Annotated in this window: 19 protein-coding genes; 15 read left to right on the top strand and 4 right to left on the bottom strand. The window is 53.5% G+C overall.

Features of this window, described 5'->3' with window-relative positions; genetic code table 11:
- Positions 1-12: 12 nt before the first annotated feature.
- From WH279_RS20325 to WH279_RS20310, 4 genes are all read right to left on the bottom strand, one after another.
- Complete coding sequence (locus WH279_RS20325; RefSeq protein WP_339458228.1) at positions 13-2,544, bottom strand: fimbria/pilus outer membrane usher protein; 2,532 nt, start codon at positions 2,542-2,544, stop codon at positions 13-15.
- Between the two features lie 50 nt (positions 2,545-2,594).
- Positions 2,595-3,347 carry a fimbrial biogenesis chaperone gene (locus tag WH279_RS20320; RefSeq protein WP_339458226.1) on the bottom strand — a complete coding sequence of 251 codons (753 nt, stop codon included), beginning with the start codon at positions 3,345-3,347 and terminating at the stop codon, positions 2,595-2,597.
- Between the two features lie 62 nt (positions 3,348-3,409).
- A complete protein-coding gene (locus tag WH279_RS20315) occupies positions 3,410-3,937 on the bottom strand; it encodes a fimbrial protein (protein ID WP_339458224.1) in 528 nt (175 codons plus the stop codon).
- Positions 3,938-4,456: 519 nt separating this feature from the next.
- The gene (locus WH279_RS20310) at positions 4,457-5,341 is read right to left on the bottom strand and encodes a DMT family transporter (RefSeq protein ID WP_339458222.1); all 885 of its coding nucleotides are present in this window, start codon (positions 5,339-5,341) and stop codon (positions 4,457-4,459) included.
- A 99-nt stretch (positions 5,342-5,440) separates the two neighbouring features.
- Here WH279_RS20310 and WH279_RS20305 point away from each other — a divergent pair, with 99 nt between their 5' ends.
- The 15 genes from WH279_RS20305 to hisP all read left to right on the top strand — a co-directional run bounded on the left by WH279_RS20305 (position 5,441) and on the right by hisP (position 19,651).
- A complete protein-coding gene (locus WH279_RS20305; RefSeq protein ID WP_339458220.1) occupies positions 5,441-6,229 on the top strand; it encodes an AraC family transcriptional regulator in 789 nt (262 codons plus the stop codon).
- A gap of 103 nt (positions 6,230-6,332) precedes the next feature.
- Positions 6,333-7,460: a 4-phosphoerythronate dehydrogenase PdxB gene (gene pdxB, locus WH279_RS20300; protein WP_339458218.1), complete on the top strand. Its 1,128-nt coding sequence runs from the start codon at positions 6,333-6,335 to the stop codon at positions 7,458-7,460.
- Positions 7,461-7,574: 114 nt separating this feature from the next.
- Positions 7,575-8,585, top strand: coding sequence for an aspartate-semialdehyde dehydrogenase (locus WH279_RS20295; RefSeq protein ID WP_200642924.1), 1,011 nt, complete (start codon positions 7,575-7,577; stop codon positions 8,583-8,585).
- On the top strand, positions 8,585-9,400 hold the full coding sequence (gene truA, locus WH279_RS20290; protein ID WP_339458215.1) for a tRNA pseudouridine(38-40) synthase TruA: 816 nt from the start codon (positions 8,585-8,587) through the stop codon (positions 9,398-9,400). The genes WH279_RS20295 and truA overlap by 1 nt, the downstream gene beginning before the upstream one ends.
- A gap of 30 nt (positions 9,401-9,430) precedes the next feature.
- Positions 9,431-10,093, top strand: coding sequence for a DedA family protein (locus WH279_RS20285; protein ID WP_200642926.1), 663 nt, complete (start codon positions 9,431-9,433; stop codon positions 10,091-10,093).
- A 172-nt stretch (positions 10,094-10,265) separates the two neighbouring features.
- Entirely contained in the window at positions 10,266-11,177 is a 912-nt protein-coding gene (gene accD, locus WH279_RS20280; RefSeq protein WP_159336273.1) for an acetyl-CoA carboxylase, carboxyltransferase subunit beta, read from the top strand.
- Between the two features lie 65 nt (positions 11,178-11,242).
- Complete coding sequence (gene folC / locus WH279_RS20275; RefSeq protein WP_339458211.1) at positions 11,243-12,505, top strand: bifunctional tetrahydrofolate synthase/dihydrofolate synthase; 1,263 nt, start codon at positions 11,243-11,245, stop codon at positions 12,503-12,505.
- The gene (gene dedD, locus WH279_RS20270; protein ID WP_200642929.1) at positions 12,495-13,247 is read left to right on the top strand and encodes a cell division protein DedD; all 753 of its coding nucleotides are present in this window, start codon (positions 12,495-12,497) and stop codon (positions 13,245-13,247) included. The genes folC and dedD overlap by 11 nt, the downstream gene beginning before the upstream one ends.
- Positions 13,248-13,580: 333 nt before the next feature.
- Positions 13,581-14,066: a colicin V production protein gene (gene cvpA / locus WH279_RS20265; RefSeq protein ID WP_133841368.1), complete on the top strand. Its 486-nt coding sequence runs from the start codon at positions 13,581-13,583 to the stop codon at positions 14,064-14,066.
- Positions 14,067-14,102: 36 nt separating this feature from the next.
- Complete coding sequence (gene purF / locus WH279_RS20260; RefSeq protein WP_133841369.1) at positions 14,103-15,620, top strand: amidophosphoribosyltransferase; 1,518 nt, start codon at positions 14,103-14,105, stop codon at positions 15,618-15,620.
- Between the two features lie 117 nt (positions 15,621-15,737).
- A complete protein-coding gene (locus WH279_RS20255; RefSeq protein WP_133841370.1) occupies positions 15,738-16,307 on the top strand; it encodes a UbiX family flavin prenyltransferase in 570 nt (189 codons plus the stop codon).
- A gap of 274 nt (positions 16,308-16,581) precedes the next feature.
- The gene (gene argT / locus WH279_RS20250) at positions 16,582-17,364 is read left to right on the top strand and encodes a lysine/arginine/ornithine ABC transporter substrate-binding protein ArgT (protein ID WP_133841371.1); all 783 of its coding nucleotides are present in this window, start codon (positions 16,582-16,584) and stop codon (positions 17,362-17,364) included.
- Between the two features lie 102 nt (positions 17,365-17,466).
- Positions 17,467-18,153, top strand: coding sequence for a histidine ABC transporter permease HisQ (locus WH279_RS20245; protein WP_133841372.1), 687 nt, complete (start codon positions 17,467-17,469; stop codon positions 18,151-18,153).
- Positions 18,150-18,866, top strand: a complete 717-nt coding sequence (locus WH279_RS20240) for an ABC transporter permease (protein WP_200642930.1) — start codon at positions 18,150-18,152, stop codon at positions 18,864-18,866. The genes WH279_RS20245 and WH279_RS20240 overlap by 4 nt, the downstream gene beginning before the upstream one ends.
- Before the next feature lie 11 nt (positions 18,867-18,877).
- Positions 18,878-19,651 carry a histidine ABC transporter ATP-binding protein HisP gene (gene hisP, locus WH279_RS20235; protein WP_133841374.1) on the top strand — a complete coding sequence of 258 codons (774 nt, stop codon included), beginning with the start codon at positions 18,878-18,880 and terminating at the stop codon, positions 19,649-19,651.
- The last annotated feature ends 50 nt before the right edge of the window (positions 19,652-19,701 follow it).

The raw sequence follows: 19,701 nt of genomic DNA, 5'->3' as shown, positions 1-19,701 counted from the left end.
ATACGCTCATCATCAATGGGCAGAAATGGGTAGGCAGGGTTGACTAAAACGTTCAAAACCGTTTTGCAGAGTGGCATGAGGGCTAAGCTGCAGCGATAGCGAACACACGGAGGTATCGCCAGATTTAATTTGCAGGTGTGAACGGCCTGGGGGCAGGCGGACGTAAATCAGGTCGCCCTGCGCGACCAGCCCAAGGTGATTACCCTGTTCATCCTGGACGGCAGCGCCAAACGGCAGGCTCTTTCCATCGGGCAGGGTTGAATGAATCAACACAGCACGCCCGCGTGAGGTGGCAAAATTGACTTTAACCAGCGCACCGGTATGAGGTGCGGTCTGCTGGCGGGTACTTTTCAGTTCAATATCGGTGGGCAGCCCTTGCGGATCGAGCGTGATTTCATTCAGGCGGTAGGGGCGCAGATAAGGCACCAGCGCGCGTCCCTGTGGGTTCAGCGTCAGCCCGGAATGGCCTTCGACCCTGGCACCGTAGGCGTGAGGTGCATCAACCAGTGCCATGGTTTCACTGTACCAGGGGCTGGTAACAATGCCGTCCGGCAATGCGACCAACGCGCCATTCAGCCCACCTGACCATGACTGACTGTGCCTGCTTTGTTCCACACTTCCCTGAACGGAGGTGTAAGACGTGTGCCAGTTCGCTGCCAGATTTGCGCTGGTGCGTTGCTGGTTGTCATGACGCAGACCCAGTGCGTAATCAAACTGCTGTTCGGCCCCCAATGTACTGTTGATACTGGCCTGGCTGGACATCCCTTCGGCATCGTGGCTCATGTTCATATTCAAATAGGTATGGCGTGTACTACCGCCCAGTGGGACAGACAGGCCCAGCGTATATTGCGTCTCTGCGCCATTGCGTCCATTGACCCGGTTAACGGAAAGAGACCAGCTCAGGGAACCAAAAGCATTGCTGTAACCGGCCTGTAGTTGCGTGTTTTTACTTTGGTCACCCCAGTAACTCTGCCGGATAGCGGTCAGATAAAGTTGTCCCCATTTGCCGGTAAATCCTTGCGCAAGACTGGCAGAGAAGCGACTGTGGGGCGACGGTAATGCAGAGTCATTTGAACCGGGATACGGGTGACGGGCATGATCAATCGCATTCATGGCGTCATTCAGACCAAGATAGTCTGGAGAGGAAACTCGCTGGGCACTCAGTGACATCGTGCTGCTGCTGGCATTGAACCCTTTACTGTAGGTGAGGCGGAAGCTCTGCCCGGAAAGATGACGATCCTGAGTGTCAGTCTGTGCCTGTGTTGCATCCAGTGCCAGCGCACCCCATGAGCTGCCAATGGCCCCGCCCAGCAGGAAAGCATGATAATCGCGTGTTGTTAATACGCCGCCATAGGCGGTCAGCAGATTATTGATACCCCGTTGTAACGTGAGCTGTGCGACGGCATCCTGTTTTGACAGGTTCATATTACGTAAGGTGCCTGCACTCAGGCTGTACTTTGTTAGCCCGGGGCGAACCAGTTGTGGAACCGCAGCATAAGGCACCATAAATTGGTTCTCACGGCCATCGGACTCGCGAATGGTCACGGTCAGATCGCCGCCGTACCCGGTGGGATAAAGGTCATCAATGCTGAAGGGGCCGGGAGAGACGGTGGTTTCGTACAGCAGCACGTTATTTTGCCGCACGCTGATACGCGCATTGGTTTCGGCTACACCCCGGATCATTGGGGCGTAGCCACGCCTGGAATCTGGCAGCATATTATCGTCGCTGTAGAGCAAGACGCCGCGTAGCGAAAAACTGTCAAACAGATTGCCACTGGTATCTGTATCGCCGACGATAATGCGTGATCTCAGCGCACTAATGCCATGTTCGATGTAATTGCGCATGCTCTGATAGTGAGTTCCGCTGTTATTCTGCCAGTTCATTGAGCCACGGTGGCGAAACATAAAACCCCATAAATTCAGGCCAACATTGTCCCCATTGTAAAACGAACGGTATGCGTTACCTTCTTGTTTTGATTGATAATAATTCGCGTTATACCCGAGGATTAGCGCGTTTACGCCCCCATCCCACTGCGCAGGGTCAACTTCATTTTGGGCGCGATGCATCAGCAGATCCTGAGGGACAGAAACGATCATCTGCAATGTGGAAACATCAATGTAACCGTGGGCACTGGTGACCCAGTAATCCAGACTGCGGCAGTGGTCGGCATCATCAAGTTCTGCCATTTTTTTGCTATTAACCTCTCCAGGTTTGAGGGGGAGCAAATTGATCAGTGAGCGGGTCGTGCAAACAACCGACTCTTCATGGTTTTTTTTGACCTGCAGCCGTGTGTAGCCAACGTATTTATCATTCAACACAATCCCGACATCATAAGAACCGGGAGGGAGAGCATGGCGGTGGCTGAACTGAGTGACATCGATTTTCTCATCCGATGGGTGGTGTAGCAGGTTGATATCAAAGCTGGCGTATCCGTCAGCTGGGTTGGCGAAGGCATTCCGCTGAATATCCAATCCCATCAGTCCTGCCAGCAACAATCCAGGCACCGAATAACGGAAAAAATGAATGCGCCTTGTCCTGGGCATCTTAGCTCTCCCTGTGAGATATCATCTCATTCGTGACTCTTTTATCTGGCTTACTGTGTATTTTTGATCGTGGTGATACTGCCGAAGTCATTAATAACTTCATAACGTAATGCGGCATTCTCAATTTTTTCAGGAAGTGCAGTAAACCTGAACTCAGCGGAGCTTTTTGGCGCAATCATCTCGCCCTTCAGGCTTTTGATCTCCTTATGACGCGTTTTAATTTTTATATTGGAGACATTAATAAAGTAGGCAGAGGGGTTATTCACCAGAAGCACCGTACCTGGCGCGGAAGGGGAACGTTGCCACTGTAAATCGTGGAATGCCTCATTAGCTCCCCTGGCATTAAGGGATGGCGGGCGGAAGAAAATTTTCAGGCGGCTGCGGATTGCCATTTGCAATATATCGGCGTTGATGGCGGTTGCACTTTTTGGCGGAATATCCAAAACATTTAACCAAAATATAGACTCTTTATCCTGAGGCAAAGGTGTGCCTGTCCAGGTGATCCTCAGCGTCTGCCCGCTATTCGGTTCAACGCGTACAATCGGCGGTGTGAGGACAAAAGGAACGGATATTTTGTCAAAAGCAGCATTCTCATCACCATTGTCAATCCATGACTGGACCAGCGCAGGCTTATCACTATCATTACTCAGCTGAATATTCACTTCGTTTTTTTGTTGTGGGTAGATAACGCGTGTTCCATTAATAATAATATTGGCATTGACCTGCTGAGGAAGGAGTGAAACAAGGAGATAAAAAGACAGGTATTTCCATGCTGGCAGGTACATATCGCTTACAACAGACATGATGATGGCTCGGCTTGTCAGTAAAAAAAGTGCAAGAGTCGCCTCTTGCACTGGGAGAAAAATTAGAAATAGCTTAACGAGTAATTGACAACCGTACTGACATCACCGGCTTCCACTTTATCCGTAGCGTAATAGCGTGCAAAATAATCGAGGGTAGCTAAATCGTCGACTATTTTAAATGACGGCCCGTTGGCCTGTGACCCATCGCCTAACTTGATTGGCTTACGGGTATTGTCCATTAGCTGGACCTGAACATTGGTGGCAGAGCCTTTATTTTTCAGGTTACCTGTAACGCTGTCTGTTTCAGCGCTGTCAAAGAGAGCACGAACATTTTCTGTTGGGTTCTGGCAGTTTGTTAATGTCAGGGTCACAGGCAGCTCATTAGCAACCTCACCTGCTTTGGAAAGTGCGGAGACCGAAATGGGTTCAAATACGATGGTTGTGCTGCTATTACGGCCATTGACACTAATATTGCATGTCGTATTCGTTATATCTCCTGTGAACGTGATCGTGCCATTTGCCGCGATTGCTGCCTGGATAGGGAGCGACAGAACAGCGATCAGTGAGGTTGCCAGTAATTTTTTATTCATCTGTATATCCTTATTGAGTAACGTGGTTGATTCCTGAAGTACAAGGGTTATTACAGAGAAACCCTTGTTTGGGTATTCCCGTTTAAAACCAACGGGTGTGTTTAATTGCGTGAAAAGCAACTAAATCAGACTGTGGTACGAAATTAAAATGGATAATGCCAATGGATAAAAACAAAGAACCAGCCGACAGGATAATGCTTTTTGAGGGACGTCACTGATTGCAGGTGATTTACTTTCGTTACAATAAAATCAGGCACATTGTTTACCTTTTCCAAATTCACTTCACTGTGTTTTTTATTGGGTTTTTCCCTGTGAATAAGATTAGCTTGTGATGGAAATTGGTAAATAGTAAATAAGCCAAAAAGAATAAAAGGCTTTTTTACTTTAATGTTAAGTGTGTTTTTTTTAATATGAATTAAGGAGGTTTAGGACGGGTGATATTTTATTACTAGAATCGTCTTAGCGGCTGGAAATGCAGCCGCTAAGGAAAGGGGAGTGACAACACTTACGGTTTGATAATTAGTGTTTTCTTTTTTTAATCAATGGCTTGCGGAGATTTTGAGCGAGAACGACGCCAGCAAGCGTGATACCACCACCGATAAAATGATAACTGTGTAGTGATTCATGCAGAAAGGTGACGGCAATAATTGCAGTAAAAATCGGAGCCAGATTCATAAAAATACTGGCTGTGCTGGCTCCCATACGCATCACACCCTGCACCCAAAGGAAAGGCGCCACGATCGAAGCAGGGATGGCGGCAAACAGAATAAGCGGAATATTTTGCGTGTTAAGTGATACATCGTGTGCCAGCAGGAAGTTAGGTGTCAGTAGCAGGACGCCAAAGAAAATCTGCATCCACAGACTTTGCCAGCTCGGTAGCGGGATTGCCCAGCGTTTGGTCAGTACGCCGTACAGAGCATAAGAGGCGGATGCGGCGAACATCATCATCTCTCCTTTCCCTGGCCCCTGTGACAATAGCTGCGCAGGGTGACCTTCGCTGACCAGCCACACCAGGCCGGAAAAGGAGAGCAGGCTGCCCAGCAGTATGCCCTGCGTCGGGGCCAGTCGTATTATCACCACGCTGAACAACACGGTCAGTAAGGGGATCAGTGCATTAAGAATGCCCATAAACAGTGCGCTGACGCTGTGTGCAGCGTAATACGCCAGGCTTTGATACAGCACCATACCGAGCAGGCCAAGCACCAGCAGTTTCCACCATGATTGCTTGATCTGCTGGCGATTGCGCCAGACGCCAGGCAGGGCAAAAGGTGCCAGAATCAGCAGGGCCAGCAGCCAGCGATAGAAGGAGATCGCAGCAGGATCGATCGCTGCAGCCGACATTTTGCTGACAATCGCGTTGATCGACCAGATCAGCACGGCCAGCAGGGGAAACAGAAAACTCATCAGTATGCTCTTAAGGTTAGCGTGAGAGCTTTAGTGTAAACTTGTCCTGTTTAATACAGATAACGATAATAAGACAAATGCACGCCGGAACCGGACAAGATGATCCAGCAACTGACGTACCAGGCTCCTAAGGATGCCGAACGGCTTCCCCTCTTTTTCCGCTATGAACTGGCCAATGCCCGTACAGAGTATCTGCCGCATCAGCATCCCTGGGGACAGGTGATTTTTGTGAAGTGTAATGTGCTGGAGATGCAAGTGGAGGGAGAACGCCTGCTGACACCGCCCAATTTGCCTATCTGGGTACCGCCTGGCCATCAGCACGCCTGTTATAACCATAAGGCAGCCTATTTTCGTACGCTGAATATTGCAGCGGATGCATGCAAGGGGTTTCCCGAGCGTGCCTGCCTGCTGCGCGTCAGCCCGGTAGTGCATGCGATTATCGAAGAGTGCGCTGCGCGCGCGCTGCTGGTGCCACAGACGGCGCAGGATCTCCGCCTGTGTGAGGTGTTAATCGATCAGCTACGGGTAGCAGAGAGTCAACAAAGCTATCTGCCTTCCACCGATGATAAGACCCTCGCTCCGGTACTTCAGGCGCTGGAGCAGAACCCGGCCGATAACACCACGCTGGCCCAGTGGGCGCAGCGGGTCTACACCACCGAGCGCACCCTGTCACGGCGCTGCCAGGCGCTGCTGGGCATATCGTTCAGCGAATGGCGGCAGCGTCTGAGGTTTTTGCATGCGGTTTCACTGCTGGAGCGGGGAAAAAGCGTGCAGGATGTGGCGCTGGATTTAGGTTACAGCTCGGCTTCCGCACTGATTGTGATGTTTCAGCAACAGTCGGGCACCACGCCAGAACGTTATCGTCATCAGCGTTCTGAAGCGAGCTAACCTGACACCCTCCTTATTTTGCACTCACCCGCATCTGCGGGTTAATCGCTTTACTGCTTTATGGCAGAATAACGCCCCTCACTGGACCGACTGGAAACCAATTGTGAAAATCCTCGTTGATGAAAATATGCCGTACGCCTGTGAACTGTTCAGCCGTACTGGCGACGTTGTGGCCGTGCCGGGCCGTCCGATCCCGCAGCAAGAGCTGGATGATGCCGACGGGTTGATGGTGCGCTCAGTGACCAAAGTGAATGCAGAACTGCTGAGCGGTAAGCCGGTAAAATTTGTCGGGACCGCCACCGCAGGCACCGATCATATCGACGAGAGCTGGCTCAGTCAGCAGGGGATCGCGTTTTCAGCCGCGCCCGGCTGTAACGCCATCGCGGTGGTGGAGTATGTCTTCTCCTCGCTGCTGTTACTGGCCGAACGTGACGGTTTCCAGTTAGCCGATCGTACCGTCGGCATTGTGGGCGTGGGTAACGTCGGGGGCCGCCTGCAGGCGCGCCTTGAGGCGCTGGGCATTCGCACGCTGCTGTGCGATCCCCCACGTGCCGATCGCGGTGATGAGGGTAACTTCCTGCCACTGGCGCAGCTGGTGGCAGAAGCCGACGTGCTGACCTTCCATACCCCGCTGTTTAAACAGGGTCCTTACCAGACGCTGCATATGGCCGATGAAGCCCTGTTGCTGGCACTAAAGCCGGGCGCCATTCTGATCAACGCCTGTCGTGGCCCGGTGGTGGACAATGCCGCGTTGCTGAAGGTGCTGGAACAGCGTAATGACCTCAGCGTGGTGCTGGACGTCTGGGAGCCAGAACCGGAGCTGTCGCTGCCGCTGCTGGATAAAGTGGATATCGCCACGGCGCATATCGCCGGTTACACCCTGGAAGGGAAAGCACGCGGTACCACCCAGGTTTTTGAAGCCTGGACACAGTTCATCGGCCAGCCGCAGCAGGTGGCGCTGGATACGCTGCTGCCCGCACCGGAATTTGGCCGCATCACGCTGTGCGGTGAGCTGGATCAGGCAACGCTGAAACGTCTGGTGCATCTGGTGTATGATGTGCGCCGCGATGATGCGCCGCTGCGCCATGTGGCAGCGATCCCAGGTGAATTTGACCGCCTGCGCAAGAATTATCAGGAGCGCCGTGAGTGGTCTTCGCTGCGGGTTGAGTGTGATAACGCCGACACCGCTGTGCTGCTGAACAAGCTGGGCTTTAACGCGACCCACATTTAAGTCTTTATTAAGTCAACCTGCGTAGGGTGAATCTCATACGTAGGTTTATTCCCAAAATTCGGGCGGTGAACTCACCGCCTTCTATTTTTGTGTCATTGTCTGGAGTAAACCAACATGTCCGATGGCTGGAATATCGCAATCTTAGGTGCGACAGGCGCAGTAGGGGGAGCTTTACTGGAATTGCTGGCGGAACGTCAGTTCCCTGTTGGTGAGCTGTATGCGCTATCAAGCGAGCGTAGCGCGGGTGAAGTGCTGCGTTATGAAGGTAAATCGTTACACGTATCCGATGCGGCAGAGTTTGACTGGACGCAGGTGCAACTGGCGTTCTTCGTTGCCGGTCGCGAAGCGTCCGCACGTTATGCTGACGAAGCCGCTAACGGCGGTTGCCTGGTGATCGACAGCAGCGATCTGTTTGCGCTCGAGCCGGATGTCCCGTTAGTGGTGCCGGACGTCAATCCACAGGTACTGGCCGATTACCGTAACCGCAATATCATCAGCGTGGCCGATGCGTTAACCAGCCAGCTGCTGTGTGCCATCAAACCACTGGTTGATCAGGCAGGTCTGGGGCGTTTGCAGGTAACGAATCTGCTGGCGGCATCCTCCCACGGCAAAGCGGCGGTGGATTCGCTGGCCGGTGAAAGTGCGCGGCTGCTGAACGGCCTGCCTGCGGAAGACGGCTATTTTGGTCGTCAGCTGGCGTTCAACGTGCTGCCGCTGATTGCCGATAAAGAGGGCAGTGTGCCGCAGGAACGCCGTCTGGTGGAGCAGGTGCGTAAAGTCCTGCAGGACGATGGGTTGCCGATTGCGGTCAGCACCATTCAGGCACCGGTATTCTACGGAAATGCGCAGATTGTTTACATTGAGAACCTGCGCCCGCTCTCTGCGGAAGAAGCCCGTGACGCGCTGGGCCAGGTGGAAGATATCAACCTGACGGCAGAAGATGATTTCCCGACGCAGGTGGGCGATGCTTCCGGTAGTGCGCACCTCAGTATCGGTAGTGTGCGCAATGATTACGGTATTCCTGAACTGTTACAGTTTTGGTCCGTGGCCGACAACGTGCGTTTTGGCGGGGCATTGATGGCCGTCAAAACCGCTGAGAAGCTGGTGCAGGAGTACTTCTACTAATGTCCGACATCGCCGTGCCACAGCCGACGTTCAAACTCGCGCTGGGCATTGAATATGATGGTAGCCGCTATTACGGATGGCAGCGGCAGCAGGAAGTCCGCAGCGTGCAGGAAAAGCTGGAGATTGCGCTGACAAAAGTTGCCAACCATCCGGTGGAAGTGGTCTGCGCCGGGCGCACCGATGCCGGGGTGCATGGTACAGGGCAGGTGGTGCATTTTGAGACCACCTCGCAGCGTAAAGATGCCGCCTGGACGCTGGGCGTGAACACCCATCTGCCAGCGGATATTGCCGTGCGTTGGGTGAAAGCGGTGCCGGATGATTTCCACGCCCGCTTCAGCGCCACGGCTCGCCGTTACCGTTATATGATTTATAACCAGCGGCTGCGGCCGGCAATCCTCGGGGGTGGCATCACGCATTTTTATCATCCGCTGGATGTGGAAAAAATGCAGCGTGCCGGGCAGTGCCTGCTGGGCGAGAATGACTTTACCTCGTTCCGTGCCGTGCAGTGCCAGTCACGTACGCCAATGCGTAATGTGATGCATCTGAACGTCAGCCGCCACGGCGCGTATGTAGTGGTTGATATTAAAGCCAATGCGTTTGTGCATCACATGGTGCGCAACATTGTTGGCAGTCTGATGGAAGTGGGTTGTGGAAATCAGCCTGAAAGTTGGATAGCAGAGTTGCTGGCGGCAAAAGACCGCAAGCTGGCAGCGGCGACAGGGCGGGCAGAGGGTCTGTATCTGGTCGCGGTCGACTATCCCGCCCGTTTTGAACTACCCCGTCCACCGATGGGACCACTGTTCCTCGGGGATTAACCCTGGCCTGGAGTTTTAAAGGAAGCCTGTATGGAATTGATTCGTTTTGTTGTCGACTTCATTTTGCATATCGACGTCCACCTCGCGGAGCTGGTTGCCCAGTACGGTGTCTGGGTGTATGCCATTCTGTTTTTGATCCTGTTCTGTGAAACCGGTCTGGTGGTGACGCCATTCCTGCCAGGGGATTCCCTGCTGTTTGTTGCGGGGGCGCTGGCCGCACTGCCAGGCAATGATCTGAATGTGCATACGATGGTGGCACTGATGGTGGTGGCGGCAATTCTGGGTGATGCGGTGAACTACACGATCGGGCGGCTGTTTGGCGATAAGCTGTTCAGTAATCCCAATTCAAAAATCTTCCGTCGCAGCTATCTTGATAAAACCCATGCATTTTATGAGCGTCACGGCGGGAAAACCATTATTCTGGCGCGCTTCGTGCCGATCGTCCGTACTTTCGCTCCGTTTGTGGCGGGAATGGGCAAGATGTCCTATCGTCATTTTGCCTTATACAACGTGGTGGGCGGACTGCTGTGGGTGCTGCTGTTTACCTATGCGGGTTACCTGTTTGGTAATTTCCCGGTGGTGCAGGAAAACCTTAAGCTGTTGATTGTGGCGATTATCCTGCTGTCCGTATTGCCAGGGGTGATTGAAGTGGTACGTCATCGCCGCGCGGCGCGTCAGCAGAAACAGCAATAAAATAAATCCTCAGGCTTGCACCCCCCGACCAGATTTTTATCCACAGTCACGGGCGGTTATGGTTTAATGAGCGATAAATTATGGTTTGCGCTGCGGCTACAGGTCGCTGCGTGGAAAAAGAAAAACTGGCGCTCCCCAGCAGGAGCGCCAGGTTCAAACAGAAAGGTCATCAATGAGCTGGATTGAACGAATTCTCAATAAGAGCACCATCACCCCATCGCGTAAAGCAAGCATTCCTGAAGGGGTCTGGACAAAATGTGATAGCTGCGGGCAGGTTCTCTACCGCGCCGAGCTGGAACGTAATCTGGAAGTCTGCCCTAAATGCGACCATCACATGCGCATGCACGGTCGCGATCGTCTGCACAGCGTGCTGGACGAAGGCTCACTGATTGAGTTGGGCAGCGAACTGGAACCAAAAGATGTGCTCAAGTTCCGGGATTCAAAAAAATACAAAGATCGTCTGGTTGCGGCTCAGAAAGAAACCAACGAAACCGACGCGCTGATTGTGATGAAAGGTACCCTGCACGGGATGCCGGTTGTTGCCGCCGCGTTTGAGTTCTCCTTTATGGGCGGCTCAATGGGCTCCGTGGTGGGCGCGCGCTTCGTGCGTGCGGTTGAGCAGGCACTGGAAGATAACTGCCCGATGATCTGTTTCTCTGCGTCAGGCGGTGCCCGTATGCAGGAAGCGCTGATGTCGCTGATGCAGATGGCAAAAACCAGTGCAGCACTGGCGAAGATGCAGGAACGTGGTCTGCCTTATATCTCCGTTCTGACCGACCCAACTATGGGCGGCGTTTCTGCCAGCTTTGCGATGCTGGGCGATCTGAACATTGCGGAACCTAAAGCCCTGATCGGCTTCGCGGGTCCACGCGTAATTGAGCAGACCGTGCGCGAAAAACTGCCGCCGGGCTTCCAGCGCAGTGAGTTCCTGATCGAAAAAGGCGCGATTGACATGATCGTCCGCCGTCCAGTGATGCGCTTCAAGCTGGCCAGTGTGCTGGCGAAAATGATGAATCTGCCTGCACCTGAGGAAGATATTGTCAAAGAAGCGCCTGCTGACGCATCCCAGAGCCACGAGGCCTGACCGATGATGAGAAAGGGACCCTGCGTCCCTTTCACCAATGAACCGTAACGTTGTGAACGGGACACATGGATAATCTTCCTCAAGCCACGTCGCCTCTTGCCTCGTGGCTTTATTATCTTGAGCATTTACACGCTCAGGCTATCGAACTTGGGCTGGATCGTATCCGGCGCGTTGCCTCTTCTCTCGACCTTCTGACACCAGCCCCTGTGGTTTTCACCGTCGCCGGAACCAATGGTAAAGGCACCACCTGCCGAACCCTTGAAACGGTGCTGATGGCGGCGGGCTATCGCGTGGGCGTTTTCAGTTCGCCGCATCTGGTGCGTTACACCGAACGGGTGCGCATTCAGGGTGAAGAACTGGCGGAGTCAGCGCATACCACCTCCTTTGCGGCCATTGAAGCGGGCCGGGGTGACACCACGCTGACCTACTTTGAGTACGGCACACTATCGGCGCTGTGGCTGTTTGCTGAGGCGAAGCTGGATGTGGTGATCCTTGAAGTCGGGCTGGGCGGGCGTCTTGATGCCACCAATATTGTGGATGCCGATGTCGCCGTGGTAACCAGTATTGCGTTGGATCATACCGACTGGCTCGGGCCGGATCGCGAAAGCATCGGCCGGGAGAAAGCCGGGGTGTTCCGCGCGGGGAAACCTGCCGTAGTGGGTGAGCCGGATATGCCGCACACCATCGCGGATGTGGCCGCAGAGAAGGGCGCACAGCTGTTGCAGCGCGACCGCGACTGGTCATACAGCGTAACTCATGACAGCTGGTCTTTCCGCGATGCCCACGGCACTGTGGAGCAGCTGCCGTTGCCACAAGTCCCATTGCCGAATGCGGCTACCGCACTTGCGGCGCTGCGTGCATCCCCGCTTAACGTTGATGAGGCAATAATCCGTCGTTCACTGCACCAGGCCATGTTGCCCGGTCGTTTTCAGACGGTCGCCGAATCACCGCGGGTGATCCTCGATGTTGCGCACAACCCCCATGCGGCAGGCTATCTGGCGGGGCGCCTGGCAGAAGTGCCACGCAACGGCAAGGTTCATGCGGTGGTAGGGATGCTGCACGATAAAGACATCGCCGGTACGCTGGCGTGCCTCACACCGCAGGTGGATTACTGGTACTGTGCGCCGCTTGACGGCCCGCGCGGTGCCACCGCTGAACAGCTGATGGTGCATCTTGAGGGCGCGCAGGCGTTTGGATCGGTAGAGCTTGCCTGGCGACAGGCACTGCAACAGGCAACCGAACAGGATATTGTGCTGGTGTGTGGTTCGTTCCACACCGTGGCACAGGTCATGGAAACGATGGAAACGGAGAACGGCAGTGGCAAGTAAGTTTCAAAACCGTTTAGTCGGAACCATTATCATTGTGGCGCTGGGTGTGATTGTGCTGCCCGGTTTGCTCGATGGTAAAAAGAAGCACTATAAAGAAGAGTTTGCGGCGATTCCTCTTGTGCCGAAACCCGAAGACCAGCAGGAAACCGATCTGGTTCCGCCTGTGACGCAGACTTTACCGGCACAGCCGCCGGAAGGGGCAGGAGCGGCGATCAGTGCGGGTAGCAATGCTAATAATGACAACTCCTCGCAGGCCGACAGCGGCTCCACCGCGCCGCAGTCTCATAACCAGCCAACGGTAGTAACGCCGCCGCCGGTGAAGCCTGCGCAGCAGCAACCGCCGAAAGTGGTGGAAAAGCCGAAGCCGCAGCCTAAACCGGTTGAAAAACCGATCGAGAAGCCTAAACCTGTTGAAAAACCGAAACCGGTTGAGAAGCCTGAGCCGAAAGTGGAGGCGCCTGTTGAGAGCCAGCCACCCGCGGCGGAATCAGCGCCATCAGGGCAGGCCTGGGTTGTACAGCTTGGGGCGTTGAAAAATGCGGCAAAAGTGAATGAGATCGTCGCACAGTTGCGCCTGTCGGGCTACCGTGCCTTTACCGTTCCGTCCACGCCGGTGCAGGGGCAAATTACCCGTATTTACGTGGGGCCGGATGCCTCGAAAGCGAAAATGCAGGCTGCCGTTGGCACATTGCAGGGGATCTCGGGGCTGGGCGGCGTTGTTAAACCGTACAGTGTTAAATAAGCCGTTCTGGTCCGTTGTTTCTCTCAGCGACGGACTATTATTGCGATAGCTATGATCACCCCGCGCCCGGAGCCGACACCTCGTCACTCCGGGCGTCGTGCGTGATGATGCTGGCAAATCAAGGTATTGCGTGGTGGGGGCCGGGCCGGTGAAATCGGTGTCCGGAAGGGGTTTTTTTAAGCGTTCTCGTTTATTTAAATCGCGTCAGTAAAACGCTACGCAAACGTTTTCTTTTTCTGTTAGAATTCGCCCCGAACTGAGGCAGTATCCCCTTGCACCTGTGCTTACAAGGGGAGAGCAGCTGATACAGGGGCATGGTCACTGGAAGCGTTCATGGTCTGGATAGATTACGTCATTATTGCGGTTATTGGTTTTTCGGCTCTTGTTAGCCTGATCCGAGGGTTTGTTCGGGAAGCTCTTTCTCTCGTCACCTGGGGTTGCGCATTTTTTGTCGCCAGTCATTACTACTCCTTCCTTGCCGTCTGGTTCACAGGATTTGAAGACGAACTGGTTCGAAATGGAATCGCCGTGGCGGTGTTATTCATTGCTACCCTGATTGTCGGGGCCATTGTTAACTACGTTATTGGTTCGCTGGTTGAAAAAACCGGCCTGTCGGGAACCGACAGAGTCCTTGGCGTCTGTTTTGGGGCATTACGCGGTGTGCTGATCGTTTCAGCCATGCTGTTTTTCCTCGACACATTCACCGGTTTTTCTAAGAGTCCGGACTGGCAACAGTCCCAGCTAATCCCTCAGTTCAGTAGTATTATCAGGTGGTTTTTTGATTACCTGAAAAGCACGTCGAGTTTTTTGCCCCGGTAATCGAACCGGGGTTGCGGCTTATGAGGAAATGTCAATATGTGCGGTATTGTCGGGATCGCCGGTTTTGCACCGGTCAACCAGTCGATTTATGACGCGTTAACGGTGCTTCAGCACCGTGGGCAGGATGCCGCAGGCATCGTTACCATTGATGCATTGAATTGCTTCCGTCTGCGCAAAGCAAACGGTCTGGTTAGCGATGTATTTGAAGCCCGCCACATGCAACGTATGCAAGGCAATATGGGTATCGGCCATGTTCGTTACCCCACGGCAGGAAGCTCAAGCGCTTCTGAAGCCCAGCCATTCTACGTAAACTCCCCTTACGGTATTACTCTTGCCCATAACGGCAACCTGACCAACGCTCACGAACTGCGTAAAGAGCTGTTCGAAACGGGTCGTCGTCACGTGAATACCACCTCTGATTCTGAAATCCTGCTGAATATCTTTGCGCAGGAAGTGGATCGTTTCCAGCATGACCCGCTGGAAGCAGAGAACATCTTCTCCGCCGTTGCCGCGGTGCATCAGCGCGTTCGCGGTGCGTATGCCTGCGTGGCGATGATCATCGGCCACGGTCTGGTGGCATTCCGCGATCCTAACGGTATTCGTCCACTGGTGATCGGCAAACGCGCGATGGCTGATGGCCGTATCGAGTATATGGTGGCTTCAGAGAGCGTGGCGCTGGATACCCTTGGCTTTGAGTTCCTGCGCGATGTGGCACCGGGTGAAGCGGTGTATGTGACCGTGAAAGGCCAGCTGTCCACCCGTCAGTGTGCTGAAAATCCAAAGTGGAATCCGTGCCTGTTCGAGTACGTTTACTTTGCGCGCCCGGATTCGTTCCTCGATAAGATTTCGGTGTACAGCGCCCGCGTGCGTATGGGCACCAAACTCGGTGCCAAGATTGCCCGCGAGTGGGAAGATCTGGATATCGATGTGGTGATTCCAATCCCTGAAACCTCCTGCGATATCGCACTGGAGATGGCGCGTATTCTCGACAAGCCCTACCGTCAGGGCTTTGTGAAAAACCGTTATGTCGGCCGTACCTTTATCATGCCAGGTCAGCACCTGCGTCGCAGCGCGGTTCGCCGTAAGCTGAATGCTAACCGTGCTGAGTTCAGGGGTAAAAACGTGCTGCTGGTGGATGACTCCATCGTGCGCGGTACCACCTCTGAGCAGATCATCGAAATGGCACGTGAAGCCGGAGCGAAGAAAGTGTATCTCGCGTCTGCGGCACCGGAAATTCGCTTCCCGAACGTCTATGGCATTGATATGCCAAGCGCCACTGAGCTGATTGCTCACGGCCGCGAAGTAGAAGAGATCCGCCAGCTGATCGGTGCAGATGCCCTGATTTTCCAGGACCTGAGCGACCTGATTGAAGCGGTGCGTGAAGAGAACCCGGATATTGCCCAGTTTGAGTGCTCGGTATTTGATGGTATCTACGTCACTAAAGACGTGGACCAGCAGTACCTCGAGTACCTGCAATCTCTGCGTAATGACGACGCGAAAGCGATGCAGCGTCAGAATGAAGTGGAAAATCTCGAGATGCACAACGAAGGCTGATACCCGTCGTACTTCGAGTGATAAGTGCGTTGGCTGCATCTAACTCGAATGATTCAGGGTAAATAGGCTAAGATGGGCCGGAAGCAATTCCGGCCCATTTTTTTTGAAGGATTTGGTATCAAACGACTCATTATTGGCATCTCTGGCGCCAGCGGTGTGATTTATGGCATTCGCATGCTGCAAATTTTGCAGCAGGTGAGCGGGGTAGAGAGCCATCTGATAATGAGCCAGGCTGCGCGGCAGACGCTGGCGCTGGAAAGTGACTATACGCTGCGTGAAGTCCAGGCGCTGGCGGATGTGGTCCACGATGTGCGCGATATTGCTGCCAGTATCTCCTCGGGTTCTTATAAAACCGAGGGTATGGCGATCCTTCCCTGCTCAATGAAAACCCTGTCAGGTATTGTTCACAGCTACAGCGATGGCCTGCTGACCCGGGCCGCTGATGTGGTGCTGAAAGAGCGGCGCCGACTGGTGCTGTGTGTGCGTGAAACCCCGTTACATCTTGGCCATCTGCGTACGATGACCGCTGCCGCAGAACTGGGGGCCATTATTATGCCGCCGGTGCCCGCTTTTTATCATCGCCCACAGAGTGTGATGGATATTGTCGATCAGACCGTTAATCGGGTACTCGACCAGTTTGATATCGAACTGGATGAAGACCTGTTTACGCGCTGGCAAGGTGCATAACGGGGAATATAACGCACCATTTTGGTGCGCTTGTTGGTGCTGAATCGCTTTTCGTGCAAGTTGCGCACCAAAATGAAACATTGTTGCTTCGGTCTGCCGACAAACCTGCTATAAATTTTCCTGCAAACTGAGTAATCACAGTGCCTGAAGCATCTTGCAATATAAACAGCGGTTTGCCACAAAATGTGGCACGGAACCTGCTAATTGTATTGTGTAAGTCACTGTGCAAACACATCACGAACCATTAAAAATAATATTTAAATTGGGGTAATGTATGAAAAAGCAGGTCCTGGCTCTCTCCCTGTTAATGTCAATTACAGCTGCAGGCAGCGCATTTGCTGCGGGTCCAAAAACGCTGCGTATTGGTACCGACCCAACGTATGCACCGTTCGAAATGAAAAATGCTCAGGGGCAGCTGGTCGGTTTTGATATCGATCTGGCGACCGAAATTTGTAAGCGTATGGAAACCAAATGTACGTTTGTTGAAAGCGACTTCGATGCGCTGATCCCTTCTCTGAAAGCGAAGAAGATCGATGCCATCATCTCTTCCCTGTCGATCACCGAAAAACGCCAGCAGGAGATCGCCTTCTCTGAAAAACTGTATGCGGCTAACTCGCGCCTGATCGCACCGAAAGGTTCGAAAATTCAGCCAACGCTGGAAGCGCTGAAAGGCAAAACCATCGGTCTGTTGCAGGGGACCACTCAGGAAACCTACGCGAACGAAAACTGGCGTCCAAAAGGCGTGACTGTGACGCCATACGCTAACCAGGATCTGGTGTATCAGGATCTGACTGCGGGCCGCATTGATGCCGCGTTCCAGGATGAAGTGGCTGCCAGCGAGGGCTTCCTCAAGCAGCCTGCGGGCAAAGAGTATGCGTTTGCAGGCCCGGCTGTTAAAGATGAAAAAATCTTTGGTGTTGGTACCGGGATCGGCCTCAGCAAAGAGAACCCTGAGCTGAAAGCGGCTATCGATAAAGCGTTTGATGAAATCCGCAAAGATGGTACTTACGACAAGTTAGCGAAAAAATACTTCGATTTTGATGTGTACGGCGGTTAAGTAAAACCCTGTCTGCAGGCCTCACTGTGTCATGCAGTGGGGCCGCGTTTAATGCCGATGGCGTAAACGTGAAGTTAGAATCATAAGAACAGGATATTGCCTATGCTGTACGGCTACTCTGAAGTGATATTTAAAGGCGCAATGGTAACACTCGAGCTGGCCCTTAGCTCAGTGGTGTTTGCCGTGGTGCTGGGGTTGATTGGCGCCGGGGCCAAGCTCTCCAACAGTCGCCTGCTGGTGGTTATTTTTGAAGGCTACACAACACTCATCCGTGGGGTTCCGGATCTGGTCCTGATGCTGCTGATTTTCTATGGTCTGCAAATTGCGCTGAATCAGGTAACCGACTTCTTCGGCCTGTCACAGTTTGATATTGATCCGATGGTGGCCGGGATTATCACCCTGGGCTTTATCTACGGAGCCTACTTCACCGAAACATTTCGTGGCGCCTATATGGCCGTGCCAAAAGGGCAGATTGAGGCCGCGACCGCCTTTGGTTTCACCCGTTCTCAAACCTTCCGCCGTGTGCTGTTCCCAGGGATGATGCGCTTTGCGCTACCGGGTATCGGCAACAACTGGCAGGTGATCCTGAAAGCGACGGCGCTGGTCTCACTGCTGGGGCTGGAAGATGTGGTGAAAGCAACACAGCTGGCAGGGAAATCGACCTGGGAACCCTTCTATTTCGCGATTGTTGCAGGTGTCATCTATCTGATTTTTACCACGCTCTCCAATGGTGTGCTGTGGTGGCTGGAACGCCGTTATACGGTGGGTGTAAAAAGGGCTGACCTATGATTGAGATTATTCAGGAGTACTGGAAAGCCCTGCTGTGGACGGATGGTTACCGCTTCTCTGGCGTGGCGATCACGCTGTGGCTGCTGGTGGTGTCCGTTGTGCTGGGCGGGTGTATGGCGGTGCTGTTGTCGATTGCACGTGTGTCTCCCATCAGGGCGATCCGTTTTCCGGTATGGCTGTTTACCTATGTGTTTCGTGGTACGCCGCTGTATGTGCAGCTGCTGGTGTTTTACTCCGGTATGTACACGCTGGAAATCGTTAAAGGTACGGACCTGCTGAATGCATTCTTCCGCAGTGGACTGAACTGTACGCTACTGGCATTGACGCTGAACACCTGTGCGTACACCACGGAAATATTTGCCGGAGCGATTCGCTCGGTGCCGCATGGTGAGATCGAGGCGGCGCGCGCTTACGGTTTCTCCACCTTTAAACTGTATCGCTGCATTATCATGCCTTCCGCATTGCGCTCCGCGCTGCCCGCGTACAGTAATGAAGTGATTTTAATGCTGCACTCCACGGCGCTGGCGTTTACCGCCACGGTGCCCGACTTGCTGAAAGTGGCACGCGATATTAACTCGGCCACCTATCAACCGTTTATTGCCTTTGGCATTGCGGCCGTGCTGTATCTGATTATTTCCTATGTGTTGATTAGTCTGTTCCGTAAAGCGGAAAAACGCTGGCTGGCGCACGTTAAACCTTCATCGTCACATTGAGTAACAACACTATGGCTGATAATAAATTAAGCGTCACCGAGCTGCATAAACGTTACGGTGAACATGAAGTGCTAAAGGGTGTTTCACTCCAGGCGAACGCCGGGGATGTGATCAGTATCATTGGTTCCTCCGGCTCAGGGAAAAGTACCTTCCTGCGCTGCATTAATTTCCTCGAAAAACCGAGTGAAGGTACGATCTCGGTGAATAACCAAAATATCACTCTGGTACGTGATGTTGATGGCCAGCTGAAAGTCTCCAACAAAGAGCAGCTGCGTATGCTGCGCACCCGCCTGACGATGGTGTTCCAGCACTTTAACCTGTGGAGCCATATGACGGTGCTGGAGAATGTGATGGAAGCGCCGGTGCAGGTGCTGGGCCTGAGTAAAACGGAAGCGCGTGAACGTGCCATTCGTTACCTTGATAAGGTCGGGATTGACGAGCGTGCACGGGCAAAGTATCCGGTACACTTGTCAGGTGGTCAGCAGCAACGCGTGTCTATCGCCCGTGCGCTGGCGATGGAGCCTGAAGTGTTGCTGTTTGATGAACCGACATCAGCGCTGGACCCGGAGCTGGTGGGGGAGGTGCTGCGCATTATGCAGAAGCTGGCGGAGGAGGGTAAAACCATGGTGGTGGTGACCCATGAGATGGAATTTGCCCGCCACGTGTCGAACCATGTGATTTTCCTTCATCAGGGCAAGATAGAAGAGGAAGGGCCACCGGAAGAGGTCTTTAATCATCCGAAGAGTACCCGCCTGCAACAGTTTTTGTCAGGGGCACTCAAGTAGGCGTGATGATTTTCCGATCGACCCTGGCTGGGGGGAGATCGGCGTTACTG

Source organism: Erwinia sp. MYb375 (assembly GCF_037479175.1).
In the GTDB taxonomy this organism is placed as follows: Bacteria; Pseudomonadota; Gammaproteobacteria; order Enterobacterales; family Enterobacteriaceae; genus Erwinia; species Erwinia rhapontici.
This window is presented reverse-complemented; position numbering and strand designations above follow the sequence as displayed.

Excerpts from the sequence above, each read along its gene's own strand:
- WH279_RS20245 (WP_133841372.1), top strand. The coding sequence starts at position 17,467 with ATGCTGTACGGCTACTCTGAAGTGATATTTAAAGGCGCAATGGTAACA.
- WH279_RS20320 (WP_339458226.1), bottom strand. The coding sequence starts at position 3,347 with ATGTCTGTTGTAAGCGATATGTACCTGCCAGCATGGAAATACCTGTCT.
- folC (WP_339458211.1), top strand. The coding sequence starts at position 11,243 with ATGGATAATCTTCCTCAAGCCACGTCGCCTCTTGCCTCGTGGCTTTAT.
- WH279_RS20240 (WP_200642930.1), top strand. The coding sequence starts at position 18,150 with ATGATTGAGATTATTCAGGAGTACTGGAAAGCCCTGCTGTGGACGGAT.
- purF (WP_133841369.1), top strand. The coding sequence starts at position 14,103 with ATGTGCGGTATTGTCGGGATCGCCGGTTTTGCACCGGTCAACCAGTCG.
- WH279_RS20315 (WP_339458224.1), bottom strand. The coding sequence starts at position 3,937 with ATGAATAAAAAATTACTGGCAACCTCACTGATCGCTGTTCTGTCGCTC.
- argT (WP_133841371.1), top strand. The coding sequence starts at position 16,582 with ATGAAAAAGCAGGTCCTGGCTCTCTCCCTGTTAATGTCAATTACAGCT.
- accD (WP_159336273.1), top strand. The coding sequence starts at position 10,266 with ATGAGCTGGATTGAACGAATTCTCAATAAGAGCACCATCACCCCATCG.
- WH279_RS20295 (WP_200642924.1), top strand. The coding sequence starts at position 7,575 with ATGTCCGATGGCTGGAATATCGCAATCTTAGGTGCGACAGGCGCAGTA.
- WH279_RS20310 (WP_339458222.1), bottom strand. The coding sequence starts at position 5,341 with ATGAGTTTTCTGTTTCCCCTGCTGGCCGTGCTGATCTGGTCGATCAAC.
- WH279_RS20305 (WP_339458220.1), top strand. The coding sequence starts at position 5,441 with ATGATCCAGCAACTGACGTACCAGGCTCCTAAGGATGCCGAACGGCTT.
- truA (WP_339458215.1), top strand. The coding sequence starts at position 8,585 with ATGTCCGACATCGCCGTGCCACAGCCGACGTTCAAACTCGCGCTGGGC.
- cvpA (WP_133841368.1), top strand. The coding sequence starts at position 13,581 with ATGGTCTGGATAGATTACGTCATTATTGCGGTTATTGGTTTTTCGGCT.
- WH279_RS20285 (WP_200642926.1), top strand. The coding sequence starts at position 9,431 with ATGGAATTGATTCGTTTTGTTGTCGACTTCATTTTGCATATCGACGTC.
- hisP (WP_133841374.1), top strand. The coding sequence starts at position 18,878 with ATGGCTGATAATAAATTAAGCGTCACCGAGCTGCATAAACGTTACGGT.
- WH279_RS20325 (WP_339458228.1), bottom strand. The coding sequence starts at position 2,544 with ATGCCCAGGACAAGGCGCATTCATTTTTTCCGTTATTCGGTGCCTGGA.